General features: G+C 67.7%; 5 protein-coding genes. 3 read left to right on the forward strand and 2 right to left on the reverse strand.

Features of this window, described 5'->3' with window-relative positions; all coding sequences use genetic code 11:
• Positions 1-29 precede the first annotated feature (29 nt).
• Positions 30-1121 (reverse strand): SDR family oxidoreductase, encoded by a 1092-nt coding sequence (locus IPV08_RS13010; protein WP_207412177.1) that lies wholly within the window; start codon positions 1119-1121, stop codon positions 30-32.
• A gap of 629 nt (positions 1122-1750) precedes the next feature.
• Complete coding sequence (locus tag IPV08_RS13015; RefSeq protein WP_207412178.1) at positions 1751-2434, reverse strand: response regulator transcription factor; 684 nt, start codon at positions 2432-2434, stop codon at positions 1751-1753.
• A gap of 613 nt (positions 2435-3047) precedes the next feature.
• Between IPV08_RS13015 and IPV08_RS13020 the strand changes: the two genes are divergently transcribed.
• The 3 genes from IPV08_RS13020 (at position 3048) to IPV08_RS13030 (ending at position 15399) form a co-directional block, all read left to right on the forward strand.
• Positions 3048-4205, forward strand: coding sequence for a hypothetical protein (locus tag IPV08_RS13020; RefSeq protein WP_207412179.1), 1158 nt, complete (start codon positions 3048-3050; stop codon positions 4203-4205).
• Positions 4206-4495: 290 nt separating this feature from the next.
• Positions 4496-9136, forward strand: coding sequence for a MupA/Atu3671 family FMN-dependent luciferase-like monooxygenase (locus tag IPV08_RS13025; protein ID WP_207412180.1), 4641 nt, complete (start codon positions 4496-4498; stop codon positions 9134-9136).
• A 32-nt stretch (positions 9137-9168) separates the two neighbouring features.
• Positions 9169-15399, forward strand: a complete 6231-nt coding sequence (locus IPV08_RS13030) for a type I polyketide synthase (protein ID WP_207412181.1) — start codon at positions 9169-9171, stop codon at positions 15397-15399.
• Positions 15400-15428 lie beyond the last annotated feature (29 nt).

Here is a 15428-nt window from a genome sequence, read left to right on the forward strand (position 1 = left end):
GGTCCGGGCGGACGCGGACCCGTTTCGTCTCAGGCGCGCGCCGCCTCGGCGCCGGCCTCGAAGGCCGGGCGGGGAAACACGCCCGGGGTCGCGGCGATGGCCTCTTCGGCCGGGATCGGCAGGCTCAGCCGCTGGAGCGGGTCGGCGAGCAGCATCTTGTACCACTTGACCGTGTTGCAGACGGCGGTGTTGCGCAGGAGCTTGGCGTCGATCGCGTTCTGGATCTCGATGACGGCATCCTCGATCCGGTGTCTCGCCCTGAAGCCGAAACTTTCCCGCGCCTTGGCGAAGCTCACATGGTAATCGCGCCGGTCGAGCCCGCAGGGCATGAACTCGATCTCGCTCGCCTTGGTGACGGTGTTCTTCACCGCGAGCGCGATGTCGACGATCTGGCGGTTGTCCCAGCCGATGTTGAAGGCCGCCCCGGCGACGACGCCGGACGGGGCGCGCAGGGCGCTGAGGAAGGCGGCGGCCACATCCCGCACATGGACCACCGGACGCCATTGCGATCCGTCGCCCCCCACCGTGATGCGGCCACGATCCAGGGCGTCGAAGGTCATCTGGTTGACGACGAGGTCGAACCGCATGCGCGGCGACAGGCCGAACACGGTGGCGTTCCTGAGCGCCGTGGCGGCGAAATGGCCGGTATTCAGGGCGAGCACCGCCTCTTCGGCCCTGGCGCAGGTCTGCGCGTAGATGGTGAGGGGCCGCAGAACCGCGTCCTCGGTGAGGAACATGTCCTGGCCGGCGCCGTAGACCGCGCAGGAACTGGCGAAGAGGTAGCGGCGGACGCCGGCGCGCTTGGCGGCCATGGCGGCCCGTATCCGGCCCTTCTCGTTGATCGACCGTGTCAGCTCCGGGTCGAGGTCGCCGGACGGATCGTTCGATAAAGCGGCCAGATCGATGGCATAATCGCAATCGTCATAGGCATGATGGTCGATGAGCCTGATGTCCTGCTTGACGATCTCAAGCTTGGGGTGGCCATCATATTTCGAGAGAGCAAGGTCTCCGAAATAAAAGGCATCTATGGCTCTGACCTTGTACCCGTTCCGAAGTAATTCTCCGACCATGACGGAGCCAATGTAACCGCCGGCTCCCGTGACAGCAACTTTCGCGTTCATGATTGTCATCCATCGCAGTCTTGAGAACAATGCTTCAGTCTTGATGTTCAATTTAATGTGATGAATTTCGTAAGGCAAAAGAACAATGGGACTAGCAGCGATGGGTCGGGGTGCAGTTCAGTAATACGAAATCAAGATGCCGCGGCGCGAATGGATTAGCCGGGGGTGTTTCCTATGTGGCGCGTCTCGTCGGCGACGATCGACTGAACAAGGAGCGCTCGCGCTCGGTATCGACGCGCGTCAGCGCACGGGCCGTCCTTCGACGATTTCGGCGAGCGCATGGCCGTTCACGGGGAGCCGACCTCGCGGGCGGCGGGGGTTCCCAGGCGTGAGAGCGTGGCGGTGGTGTCGAGCGGGAGAAGCGTCAGGCCGGACGCCGAAGGCGTCGAAAGGCACCGGGCCAAGAAGGCATCGGGCCAAGAAGGCATCGGGCCAAGTATGATTGGCCCGGGGACCGCGTAAGACGGCACGGGTCCGAAGAGAGATGTAGGACGATAAATGAAGGACAAGAGATCTGAGACGAGAGATGGGATTAGTCTCAATCGAATCCGCGCCTCTGCTCGGTGCGGGTCATGTCTTGCGAGATCCACCCCGTCGAACGGGATGGATCCGCCCGGATGGCGGCGCCTCTATACGGCCGCCATCCCTTCGAGCGTATCGTTGAGCGATGCCGCGCCGGGATGATGCTTGGCGAAGCTCGCTCGGTCGCCCGAGTTACAATATTTGATACCCCAGAGGGCCGCTTGTGTCCTGTTCCGTACGTTAATCTTTCGGAGGATCGCCTTCACATTACCCTTCACCCGTCCTTCGGCGATGGACAGGCGCTCGGCGATGGCGCGGTTTGAATCGCCCTTGATCAAGCAGGCGATGATACTGAGTTCCCGGTCTGACAGATGAAGTGTCTGATCCTGAGAGGGGAACGGCTCGTCGGCCTCAGGTTCCCCGCTTTCCTCCTCACCGGGGAGGGGGGCGGCCTCGGCCCCAATGCACAGATGGGGCACCACGCAGTGGTCGAGCAGGATCAGTTCCAGGGCCTGCACCAAAGTATCAGAACAGGCACTGTACAGAAGAATAGCCGCCGCACCGCATTCCAGCATGGGGGCTACATGCTCGGCCTCGCAGGTCGCGCAAATGCAGATGATGAAACTGTTGGGAAAACGAAGACGAGCGTTCAAGATTTCCTCGGTCGGGGCGTTCGCCGTCGAGGGAATACTCATGATGACAATAAGGTTCGAGTCGGAAGATTCGGGTAAATCCTGGGCCTGATCGAGATTTCCGACCATGGAAATCACGTCGAACCCGCTCTTCAGCAATATGTATCGTAACCCTTCTCTATAGAGCGCAGTTCCACCGCTGATCACGGTTGCGGGTCGCGCCGTAGATGCAAAATTGGGTCGTGGAAAGGTAGTTCCGGAAACGTGAATCATCGTCAGCCCCCCACCAATTCGTACTGATAAAGTCGACCGCTCCACTTACAAGTAATGTACAAATCGATACATTAAAGTGAGAGTCTGGTATGGATCGGAACAATCTGACCGTCAATGAAAAAACGATTAAATAATCCTTTTTTGGTCACCCCATTTGATCGATAGCCGCGCCCGACTGTGATCTGCCATCCGAAAGCTCTATACGGATGTTAATTGCGGATGGTTCTACGGGCGAACATTGGGGAGTGTGCCCGCGGATTCCTGGCATATCTCGAAGTCATCGATTGTATAGATTCCCTCGTGTTCGTTCAGACTCGCTCCTCGTCCCAGATCGACCGTTCGGAGTAGGTCTCTTTCGATCTCCGTTGTTTGGCAGCGCGAGGTACAATCACCGGCATTCAGTTGCGGTGATGTAGGATTCGCTATGCTGGGCAGGTGGTTAGACAAGCAAAACAGCTTTGCCGGCTCTCAAGGCGCGCAGGGTGCCGGTGGGCGGTGCTTGGCCGATGCGGCGCAGGCTGGTTCGGCATCCTCGTCGGCCGGCGTAGAATCAGGGTCCGGCGGGGCAGGAAGCTGGGCCGAGTCGTTCAGGCTCGACCATGCCGAGCTCATCGGCCCGCACCGGCCGGGCCCCCGTATTCCCGGCAGTCTCACCTGGCTGCTGGCGACGACATCGATCCTTTCCGCACTGGTCTTCGGTCTCGTCGTCGAGACGACCCGGTCGGTCGGTGCGCGCGAGGCGCGCCAGAGCGAGGACGGACATCGCGTCGCGTTGCAGCAGGCCGAAGACCGGATCGCGACGCTCGCCCTGGAACTCCGCTCCGAGAAGGACGCGGCCGAGATCTCGCGCTCCCTCCTGAGCCGGCAGCTCGACGAAGGAAGCCGGGCATTGGAGACCGTCGAAGCCGATCTGAAGCAGGCGCAATCCGAGCGGCAGGCACAGGCCGCCCGCGCGGACGATCGCGAACTGGCGCTCCGGCGCCTCGAAGAGCAGTTCGAGGCGAGCCGGAGGGAGGCCTCGACCCTCCGGTCCGAAGCCGCGGATCTCCTGGCGCGCACCGATGCCGCGATGCGCGCGCAGGCCGCGGCGGATGAGGCGCGCCGAGCGGCCGAAGCGGTCCTGGCGAATGCCGGGGGCGCCCGCGACGGCGATGCGCCGGCGCGGACGGAACTGGCCTCGATCGATGACGACGCGAAAAGCGATGTCCGGTCCGCTGCGCTGCCGGTCGCAATCGACAAGTCAGCGGAGGCCGCGCCGCTGGCGGTCCCGCCCGTGACCGATCCGCGCCCGGGATGGTTGACGCATGGCAGCGCCACCTTCGCTTCCCTCGACGCCGTCGCCCATTCCCGTGGCCTCGGGCCTGTGAAGGCCCAGCCACAGCCAACGGCCTCCACCCTTCGCCGCGCGCCCCCGCGCCCGAACCGTGGGCGGCCTCAGGCGAGTGACGCGGTGTCGATGCCGCCCTCCTCCGCCGCTCAACCCGTGGCGAAAGGAGGCCTCGACGACGGTGAGGCCGGTCCGGGACCGGGCGGCGCGCCACAGCGTGTGCCGGTCTCCGCCCTCTTGCGTCCGTCACCGGTCCGGGCCGCGCCGCAGCAGAAATCCGCCCGCGGCGAGGGAGTATCCGCGGAGAAAAAGCTAAGTAATCCCAAGTAGCGCTTCTCCTGGGCGCATTCGCGCCGCATGCTCCTTGTCGAGCTTGGATTAAAGTCATTCTCTAAGTCGCGCTGAGTGAAAAATCGTTATCCAAGTGATTTAACGTCAAATTTGTGTCGGTTATATTCCGCGATGATGCATTTATAGTTTGGTTGCGTCGATGTATTCGTGATTTTTTTCGAATGACGGCGCGATGCATCGCCGTCTTCGTGCGGTGAATGCGAAGCCTTGGATGCGTCATCGCCAAACATCGATCTCTGTGACGCGCAGCGATGCCGGAGCCTGTCGAGATGGAATTCATCGAGAACCGTTCCCAGGACGAAACGGATATCCGTCAGGCCGACGACGATGGGCGGTCCACCGCCTACTTCATCGGCGACGGAACCTTGCTGATCCGATGCGCGGAGCTCTTCCTGGCCGCCGGGCATGCGATCTCCGCCGTGATCACGCGGGACCGGCGCGCCGCCGAATGGGCGCGCCGCGCCGGAATCGCGATCATCGACAAGGATGCGTTCCTGGCCGCCGGCCATCGCGATCCTCCGGTGGATTTCCTGTTCAGCGTCGGCAATCTCGACGTGATCCCATCGGCCGTGCTCGCCCGGGTCCGGCGCCGGGCGATCAACTTTCACGATGGCCCCCTGCCGAGACATGCCGGCCTCCATGCCACGACCTGGGCGATCCTCGCCGGGGAGACCTCGCATGGCGTCACCTGGCATCAGATCGACGAGACCATCGATACCGGCGCCATCCTGGCGCAGGAGCATTTCGACATCCTGCCCGGTGACACCGTCTTCAGCCTCAACGGCCGCTGCTACGAGGCCGGCGCCTCCAGTTTCGCCGCCCTCCTCGACGGGCTCGTCTCGGGCCGCGTGGAAGCGAGGCCGCAGCGGGGCGAGCGCCTCTATCATGGCCGGCTCAAGCGCCCGGATCGCGCCGCGACCCTGGATTTCCGCCAGCCCGCCGCCCGGATCGCCGCCCTCGTCCGCGCCCTGGATTTCGGCCCGGTGCACAATCCGCTGGCGCGCCCGAAGATTTTCACCGGGCAGGATCTGGTCCTGGTCCGGGGCGCGGAGATCGGTCCCGCCTCCGGTCACCTCCGGCCCGGCACGATCATGCGGGTGGGCCCCGACCTCGTCTCGGTCGCGACGGCGGATCGCGAGATCGTCCTTTCCGGCCTCACCACTCTGCGCGGCGAGCCGGCCGGCTCCCTGTTCAGCCCCGGCACGGTCCTGCCGGAGATCGAGGGGCCGCGCGCCGAGGCGATCACCGCCGCCCAACGCCTCGCCGCCGCCCACGAGGCGTTCTGGATCGAGCGCCTGGAGACGGTCGCCGCGCCGACCTTGCCCTATCCCCGTCGCGGGGGCGGTGGTTCCGATGCCGCCCCTCACCGGATCGCGATCCCGCTGGCCCGCACGGCGAGCCCGGACGATGCGGCGGCGGCCTTCCTCGCCTGGATCGGCCTCGTCTGCGACACACCTCGCGTCACGCTGGCGTTGAGCGAGGCCGCCAAGGCCCAGGACGAAACGGGGACTGGGCTTGAGCCGTGGTTCCTGCCGGACCGTCCCCTGACCCTGGCCATCGACCGGGACGGAACCGTCGCGGAGCTGCGGGCGGCGTTCGCAGCCGAGCGCGCGGACCTCGCCGCCAGGGGTATTCTGGCCGCCGATCTACCGCAACGCGCCGCCTCTCCCGAAATGCGCGAAAGGGCCGTCGCATGGCGCAAGATAGGCTTGGTCCATGGCGGTGCGAAACCGGGTCTCCTGGCGCGTTCCGGCTCCGAATTGTTGCTGGTTCTGAGCGATGGGGAGAGCCCGGCGGAGCTCCTCGTCTGCGGCCGGACCTTCGAGGTCGAGGTGGCGCAAGCCATGGCCGGACAGTTCGCGGCCTTCCTCCAGGCCTTCCTGGCCGATCCCGAGATTCGCCTCGGCGCGCTCCCCCTCGTGCCGGAGGAAGAGGCGGCCATCGTGGCCGCGCTCAACGCCACCACCCTGCCTTTCCCGCACAATCGCACGATCCAGGACGAGATCGCCGCCAGGGCGGCCGAGCTGCCCGAGCGGGACGCCGTCGTCGCCGGGAAGGCCCGCCTCACCTATGGCGAGCTCGATCGCGCCGCCGGGGAACTCGCCGGCCGCCTCGTCGCGGCCGGGATCGGGCCGGGGACCATCGTCGGCATCTGCCACGAGCGGGTGCCCGATCTCGTCGTCGCCGTCCTCGCGACCTTGAAGGCCGGTGCGGCCTACCTGCCCCTCGATGCCGACTATCCGCGCGAGCGCCTCGCCTACATGCTCGAAGATTCGGGCGCCGAGGTCCTGCTGACGAGCCGCCCCATCCAGGATCGCCTCGGCTTCGCTCCGGCGCAGGTGCTCTACACCGCGGAGGCCAGCGGCGAGGCCGCGCCGCCGCCCGGTCGCGCCGGCGGGCAGGATCTCGCCTACGTCATCTACACCTCGGGTTCGACCGGCCGGCCCAAGGGTGTGGCGATCACCCATCGCAACCTCATGAATTTCTGCGCCGGCATGGATGCCCGCATCCCGCACGATCCCCCCGGCACCTGGCTCGCGGCGACGAGCCTGTCCTTCGACATCTCGGTACTCGAAATCCTCTGGACCCTGGCGCGCGGCTTCTCGGTGGTGCTGCACGGCCAGCGTTCCGAGCCGAGTTCCGGCCCCGGCTTCAGCCTGTTCTACTTCTCGAACGACGACGCGGCGGACCCGCAGGACAAGTACCGTCTGCTGCTCGAAGGCGCACGTTTCGCCGATCGCAACGGTTTCGAGGCGGTGTGGACGCCGGAGCGGCACTTCCACGCCTTCGGCGGCCTCTACCCCAATGCCGCCCTCAGCGCCGCCGCCCTCGCCGCCTGCACCGAGCGGGTCAAGATCCGCGCGGGCAGCTGCGTCCTGCCGCTCCACCATCCCCTGCGCGTCGCCGAAGACTGGGCGATGATCGACAACCTGTCGAAGGGTCGGGCAGGGATCGCCTTCGCGTCGGGATGGCAGCCGAACGACTTCGTCCTGGCGCCCGAGCGCTTCGCCGAGCGCAAGGAGAGAATGACGGGGCAGATCGACGACATCCGCCGCCTCTGGCGCGGCGAGCGCCTGCCGTTCCCCAACCCGCTGGGCAAGGTCGTGGAGATCGGCACGATGCCACGGCCGATCCAGCCCGAACTGCCGATGTGGCTCACGGCGGCCGGCAACCCCGACACCTTCGTCCAGGCCGGGCGGCTGGGATGCGGCGTCCTCACCCATCTCCTCGGCCAGAACCTCGAGGAACTGGCGGACAAGATCCGGCAATACCGCCAAGCCTGGCGGGAGGCCGGGCATGCCGGTGAGGGTCATGTGACCCTCATGCTCCATACCTTCGTGGGCGAGGACGAGGACGCGGTCCGCGAGACCGTCCGCGAGCCCATGAAGCGCTACCTCGGCAGCGCGATGGATCTGGTCAGGCAGGCCGCCTGGACCTTCCCGACCTTCGTCCAGCGCGCGGCCTCCGACGGCCGTACGCCGGCCGAGATACTCGACGCCGAGGATTTGTCACCCGCCGATCGCGACGCGCTGCTGGACCACGCCTTCGAGCGCTATCACAGCACCGGCGGCCTGTTCGGCACCCCGGAATCTTGCCTCGGCATGGTCGAGGCGGTGCGGCGCATCGGGACCGACGAGATCGCCTGCCTCATCGATTTCGGGGTGCCGACCGATCTCGCCCTCGACCATCTCGAGCACCTGAAACGGCTGATGGTTCTGGCCGGAACCCTCACCGCGACAATGCCCGCCTCGGTTCCCGAGGAGATCGTCCGGCACCGGGTCACCCACTTCCAATGCACCCCCTCCATGGCTCGGATGCTGGTGGCCGATGCGGCGAGCCGGCGCGCCCTCGCGCAACTCGGCACCATGATGGTGGGCGGCGAGGCCCTGAGCGCGGACCTCGCCGGCCGGCTGCGCGACCTGCTGCCCGGTAAATTCCTCGGCATGTACGGCCCGACGGAGACGACGATCTGGTCGGCCGTGGTCGAGATCGACGGCGTGGAACGCGGCGTGACCCTCGGCGAACCCATCGCCAACACGGTGCTGCACGTGCTCGACGCGCACCGGCGCCCGTGCCCGGCCTATGTGGCCGGCGAGCTCCATATCGGCGGGGAGGGCCTCGCCCGTGGCTATCTCGGCCGCGACGAACTGACGGCCGAGCGGTTCATTCACAATCCCTTCGGTCCGGGACGGCTCTACAGGACGGGCGACCTCGTCCGCCGGGACGCCTCGGGAGCGCTGATCTTCCTCGGGCGGCTCGATCACCAGGTCAAGGTCCGGGGGCACCGGATCGAGCTCGGCGAGATCGAGACCGCATTGGCGCGCCAGCCCGGCATCGCCGCCGCCGTCGTGGTGGCGCGCGAGGATAGCGACGGCGACCAGCGCCTGGTGGGCTACGTCACCGCCAGGGACGGCGCGACCCTGCGGCCCGAGGCTCTGCGCGAGGCAGTCGCCTCGACCCTGCCCGCCTTCATGGTCCCGGCTGTGATCGTCGTTCTGCCCGCCCTCCCGATGACCCTGAACGGCAAGGTCGACCGAGGCGCGCTGCCCGCGCCGCATCAGGCACCGGAGGCCGCTGCTCCGCCCGAAGTGCCGATGAGTTCAGTGGAGGCGCTGATCGCCGGCATCTGGGGCGAAGCGCTCGGCCGGCCGGTCGTCGCCACAACCGAGAACTTCTTCGACCTCGGCGGTCACTCCCTCCTCGTGGTGCAGGTCCAGCGCCGTCTCGGCGAGGAACTCCGCCGGGAAATCGCGATCACCGACCTGTTCCGCTTCCCCACGATCCGCACCCTCTCGCTGCATCTCGGAGGATTCGCCACCGGCCCCTCGGCAACCGACCGGGGACACGATCGGGCCAAGGCGCGGCAGGCGCTGAGACGGCGCCAGGAGATGCCGGCGCCCGTCGCGTAGCCATCGGCCAGCAGAGAAACGTGAGGTACGTCATGATTTCGCCGACCCCTGAAACGGCAGGTGATGCAACCGGTAGGATCGCCATCGTCGGCATGGCGGGGCGGTTTCCGGACGCGGCCACGACGGGCGACCTCTGGCGCCTGCTGAGGGCGGGGCGCGAAGCGACGCATTGGTTCAGTGACGAGGAGCTGTTGGCCTCCGGTGTCTCGGCCACGCATCTGCGCGACCCGCGCTACGTGAAGGCCGGAATGGTCCTACCCGACATGGAAGCGTTCGATGCGGGATTTTTCGGCCTGAGCCCTCGGGAGGCGGCCATTCTCGACCCCCAACACCGCCATTTCCTCGAATGTACCTGGGAGGCGCTGGAGGATGCAGGCCATTGTCCCGAGACGTTCGCGGGAGCCATCGGCGTTTTCGCGGGCTGCGGCATGCAGGCCTATTTCGCCAACAACCTGCTCACCAATGCCGAGCTCCTCGAACAGGTGGGGCTCTTCCTCCTGCGTCATACGGGCAACGACAAGGACTTCCTCGCGACCCGAGCCTCCTACCTCCTCAACCTGCAGGGGCCGAGCATCTCGGTGCAGACCGCCTGCTCCACATCCTTGGTGGCGGTCCATTTCGCGATCCAGAGCCTGCTGTCGGGCGAGTGCGACATGGCTTTGGCAGGCGGGGTGACCATCGAGGTACCGCACCGACAGGGCTACCGGGCTGCTGAGGGCGAGATTCTCTCGCCGGACGGGCATTGCCGTGCCTTCGACGACGAGGCCAACGGCACCCTCTTCGGCAGCGGGGCCGGTATCGTGGCCCTGCGCCGGCTGGAAGACGCCGTCGCCGCCGGCGACCACATCTACGCGGTCATCTGCGGTTCCGCCGTCAACAACGACGGCTCGACCAAGGCCGGCTACCTCGCGCCCAGCGTCGAGGGGCAGGCACGCGCGGCGGCCGAGGCTCTCGCCGTCGGGGGGATCGACCCCGGCAGCGTCAGCTACATCGAAGCCCACGGCACCGGCACGCCCGTGGGCGACCCCATCGAACTCGCGGCCCTGAGCGAGGCCTATTCCGTTCCCGGCCGGCGCCAGTTCTGCGGCATCGGCTCGCTGAAGACCAATATCGGGCATCTCGACACGGCGGCCGGGGTGGCGGGCCTGATCAAGGTCGCCCTGGCGATGCATCACGAGGAACTGCCCGCGAGCCTGAACTGCGCCCGGCCCAATGGCCGGTTCGATTTTTCCGCGAGCCCGTTCTCCGTGGTCACATCGGCCAGACCCTGGCCAAGGACTGGGACGCCCCGGCGCGCCGCGGTGAACTCACTAGGGGTCGGCGGCACCAACGCCCATGTCATCCTCGAAGAGGCCCCGGCCGGGCCTGTGCCGGGTCCCGCGCGGGACTGGCAGATCCTCGCCCTCTCGGCACGGACCGCCGAGGCCCTCGACGGAGCGAAGCGCAAATGGCGGGAGGCGCTGGCCAATCCCTCGCCGGACCTCACCCTGGCGAACGCGGCCTTCACCACCCAGACCGGCCGTCGCGCCTTCCCGCATCGCTGCGCCGTCATCGCCCGCGATCACGCGGGGGCGTGCGAGATCCTGGCCAGCCACACGCATCGCCGCATGGGCACGGGGAGCGTCGGCGCCGGGACCGTCGGCGCGGTCTTCATGTTCCCCGGCGGCGGGGCGCAGTATCCCGGCATGGGCCGCGATCTCTACCGGGAGGTCCCGGCCTTTCGGGAGGCGCTAGAGGCCTGTCTGGCGCTGCTGCCGCCCGATGCCCCGGACGGCCTGCGGGCGCTGCTCCTCGACAGCGAACCGGGCGATGCGGCCGCCGCCGCCCTCCTCGCGCGGCCGCGCTACACCATCCCTGCCCTGTTCATCGTCGAATACGCCACGGCGCGCATGATGCTCGCCTGGAACATCCGCCCCGCCGCCGTGATCGGGCACAGCATGGGCGAGTATGCCGCCGCCTGCATCGCCGGCGTGATGTCCCTCGCCGATGCCTTGTCCGTCGTCGTCCTGCGCGGGCAGATCTTCGAAGCCGCGCCCGCGGGCGCCATGCTGGCGGTGTCGCTACCCTCGGCCGAGCTGCGCGACCGGATCGGCGACGCTCTCGACATCGCGGCGGAGAACGCCGCGACGCTGACCGTAGCGACCGGGTCCGTCCACGAGATCGCCGCCCTCGAACGGCGGCTGGCGGAGGACGGGATCGAGTTCCGCCGCCTGCGCATCGACGTCGCCGCCCATTCGCGCATGCTCGACCCCTTCCTCGACCGGTTTCGCGCATGCCTGGACTCGATCGCCCTCCACGAGCCGACGCTCCCCTTCGTCTCGAACCTCAGCGGCGCGTTCGTCGGTCCGGGTGAACTCACGCGGCCGGACTATTGGGTGTCCCATCTCAGGCAGACGGTCCGCTTCGCGGCCGGCGTTTCGGCGATCCTGGCGGAGCCGGACCGGGCGCTCCTCGAGATCGGGCCGGGCCACAGCCTCGGTGCCCTCGCGCGTCTCGCGGAGGGCGGGGGCTTCGCGCCTCTGGCCATCGCTCCGACGATGGGCCAGCCGGGGGACACGGAATCGGACGTCTGCGTCGCGCTGACCGCGATCGGCAAGCTCTGGGCCTGCGGCCATGCCGTCGATTGGGCGGCGGTTCGCGGCGGCGATGCGCGCCGGGTTCCTGCTCCGACCTACGCCTTCGAGAAGCATAGGCATTGGATCGAGCCGACGCGGTCGGCTGCGACGCCGGTCGTCGCCGAGGCCGAGGCGCCCGTGCTGCAGCGCCTCGACGCGATGGAAAACTGGTTCTCGGTGCCGCAATGGTTGCCTGCGTCGGTCGCGCCGAACCGGGCCACGCCGGACCGGACATGGCTGGTCTTCGCCGACGCGTCGCGCCTGAGCACCGCGATCCTCACGGCTCTCGAAAACCGAGGCGCCAGCGTGGCGGTCGTGCGCTCCGGCGAAACCTTCACCGTCCGCAACCGCCTGTTCCAGTTGCGGCCCGACCAGCCGACCCAATACCGGGACCTGATCACGGCCCTCGACCGCGAAGGAATGGTGCCGGATCACATCCTCCACCTCTGGTCGATGAGCATGCCCGACCCGTCCCTGGATCGCCCCTCGGCCGAACAGGTGCTGGGTTTCGACAGCCTTCTCTCCCTCTGCCAGGCGATGCAATATTGCGACGTCGCCCTGCCCAAGCGCCTGACCATCGTGACGCGGGAGAGCCAGTCGCCCCCGAACCATGCGGCCCGCCACCCGGAGCGCGCGACACTCCTTGGCTTGTGCCGCGTCCTGCCCCGCGAGATGCCGGGCCTGGCGACGCAGGTCATCGATCTCGGCGGCGAGGATGGCCCCATCCGCGACGCGGATCCGGTGGCGGAGGCCGCCCTTATCCTCGCGGAATGCGATGCGGAGCACGGCGTCGATTTAGTGGCTCATCGCGCCGGCATACGCCTGGTTCAGCGGATGGTCCCGGCGCGGATCGAGGATCCTGCCGGGCTACCGCACCGCCTGCGCCAGAGCGGCGTCTATCTCATCACCGGCGGTTTCGGCGGACTCGGCCTCACCCTCGCTGCGTGGCTGGTGCGCGACGTGAAGGCGCGCCTCGTGTTGGTGGGGCGCAATGCCTCCGCGCATGCGGCAGCGATCCACACTCTGGAGGCGGAGGGAGCCGAGATCCTGTCGCTGAGCGCCGATGTGACCGACCACGCTGCCATGGAGCGGGTGATCGCCGCCGCGCGGAAGCGTTTCGGCGCGATCCACGGGGTCTTCCATGCTGCGGGCTCCATCGACGACGGCCCAATCTTGGAAAAGACCCTGGAATCCAGTCGTCGGGTCATGGCGCCGAAACTGGCCGGCGGTTTGGTCCTCGATGCCCTGCTACCGCAGGGAAGCCTCGATCTGTTCGCGGTGTTCTCGTCCACGAGTGCCCAGATCGGGCCTCCCGGACAGATCGATTACGCCGCCGCCAACACCGCCCTGGACGCCCTGGCCGCCCGCCGTAGCGACGGCCTGTCGGTGGCATGGGGAATCTGGGGCGACATCGGCATGGCGGCCCGGATCCACGGGGGAGCGTCCCTGTCCGGTACCCCGGAAGGGCACCCGCTCCTCGGGGCCGAGACGGGTCGCACCGAGACCACCATCACCTTTCAGGCGCTCTACGATCCTGCGCGTATGTGGGTCCTGGCGGAGCACGTCCTCGACGGACGTCCGATCCTGCCCGGCGCGGCCTATGCCGAGATCGCTTTGGCCGCCGCCACGGCGGGGTTCGCATCGACGGGTGTCGACCTGCGCGGGCTCACCGTCGATCTTCCCCTCGTGTTCGAACCCGGGGTGAAGCGTCTCGTACGGACGACGCTCACGGTCCTTGCCAGCGGCGGGTACAGAATGTCCGTCGAGAGCCGTCCCCTCCTGGGCGAAGAATGGGTCGAGCATGCGCGCGCCACCCTGTGGCCGGGATCGGCCCTGCCCTGGGCTGTCCGGAGGGTGGCCCGCCGGGCGGCGCGTCGGGAGGGGGTGCACGCGCTTCCGGGCCTTGGTTTTCCGCAGGGTGAGACCGTGACGTTCGGGCCGCGCTGGCACACGATACGCTGGATCGAGCGCGGTGATTGGGAGGCCGTGGCCGAACTGGAACTGCCCGCCGAGTTCGCTGCCGACCTCGACGGCATCACGGCGCACCCTGCGCTCACGGATCTCGCGACCACCTTCGGGCTGCATCTCCTCGCGCCCCCGGCCGACGACATGGTCTACGTCCCTACGTCGATCGAGCGCATGCGGCTTCCCCCGGGGCGCTGGCCTCGCCGAATCCGCAGTCACGTACGACTGACGGCGCTTCAGCACGGTGCCTCCGCTCGGTTCGACGTGGTGATCGGCGACGTGAACGGGGTACCGCTCGCCGTGTTCGAGGGCTTCACCCTGCAGAGCGTGTCCCGATCGGTGAAGTCCTCGCAGGCAGATGCCCGTCCGCCGAGCCTGGAGGCCCGGCTCAATGCCGGCATCATGGCGGCCGACGCTCCCGAACTGCTCCGCCGGGTGCTCGACTGCCGGGGCGCCGGGATCGTGGCCTCGTCGATCGCCCTGTCCGACCTGCGCCGGGAAACCCTTGCAGCCATTCGCCCGAAAACGATGTCGGCGCAGCGTTCGGCCAAGCCGGTCGGCGGCGATCTCGACTACGCGAACGCTCTCGAGCGTCAGATCGCCGGATACTGGGCGGACCTGCTCGGCATCGCCGTCGTGCGTCCCCAGGACGACTTCTTCGAGCTTGGCGGTTTTTCCTTGCTGGCAGTGCGGTTGTTTGCCCGGATCCGCAAGAATCACGACGTGGATCTGCCGATCGCCACCTTGTTTCGTGCATCGACCCTGCGCCAATTAGCGACTCTGGTCGGCGGAATGGTCGCGCCGGAACCCACGGACGAGGGCACCGCCGGGGGAGGCGAGCCGGACAAGGTGCTGGTCATGCCGTCCGTCGCCTGGTCGCCCCTGGTGGAGATCTGCCGGGGCGTGCCCACCCGTGCCCCGATCTTCTGCATCCATGGCGGCCAGGGCAACGTCCTCAACTTCGAGAAGCTGAGCCGGCGCCTCGGCCGGGACCAGCCCTTCTATGGATTGCAGGCGCGCGGTGCCGATGGGCGGCTCGCGCCGCTGGAATCCATCGAGGAGATGGCGGCCTCCTACATCGCGGCCATCCGCGAGGTCGATGCGCACGGTCCCTACCGGATCGCGGGTTATTCCGGTGGCGGGGTGATCGCCTACGAGGTCGCGCAGCAACTGACCCGCGCGGGCTATTCCATCGCGCTCCTGGTCCTCTTCGACACTCTATCGACCACCAGCGTCGCGCAGCAGTACAGCACGGTCGAGCGGCTCTGGGCGGTCCGCCGGTGGAGCCTCGGCTACACGCTGGGATGGCCGTCCCGCCTGATCGAGCGCCGCCGGCGCGCCGCCGAATTCGCGCGGGAGCGCTTCGACCCGAACGTCCCGATCCCCGACATGTACCGCGCGCAGTTCATCATGAACGCCTATCTCGTCGCGCAGAGCCGCTACACGCCCGAGCCCTATGCCGGGAGCATGCTGCTGTTCCGCTCGACGGATGCGTATGTCCCCTATCTCCTCGCCGGCCCGGATCTCGGCTGGGGCGGTCTCGTCCGGGGGGGGATCGACATCCACAAGATCGCGGCGACGCACGAGACGCTGTTCCAGGAGCCCGCCGTCGACAAGCTCGCCGCCATCCTCCGGCGCAGGCTCGACGGCCTGATGCATTATCCCGTGCGCAAGAGCGCCTGATCCGGGGGCCGCATCGTCCGTCGGTGCCG

Source organism: Methylobacterium sp. SD274 (assembly GCF_017355285.1).
Classification (GTDB): domain Bacteria; phylum Pseudomonadota; class Alphaproteobacteria; order Rhizobiales; family Beijerinckiaceae; genus Methylobacterium.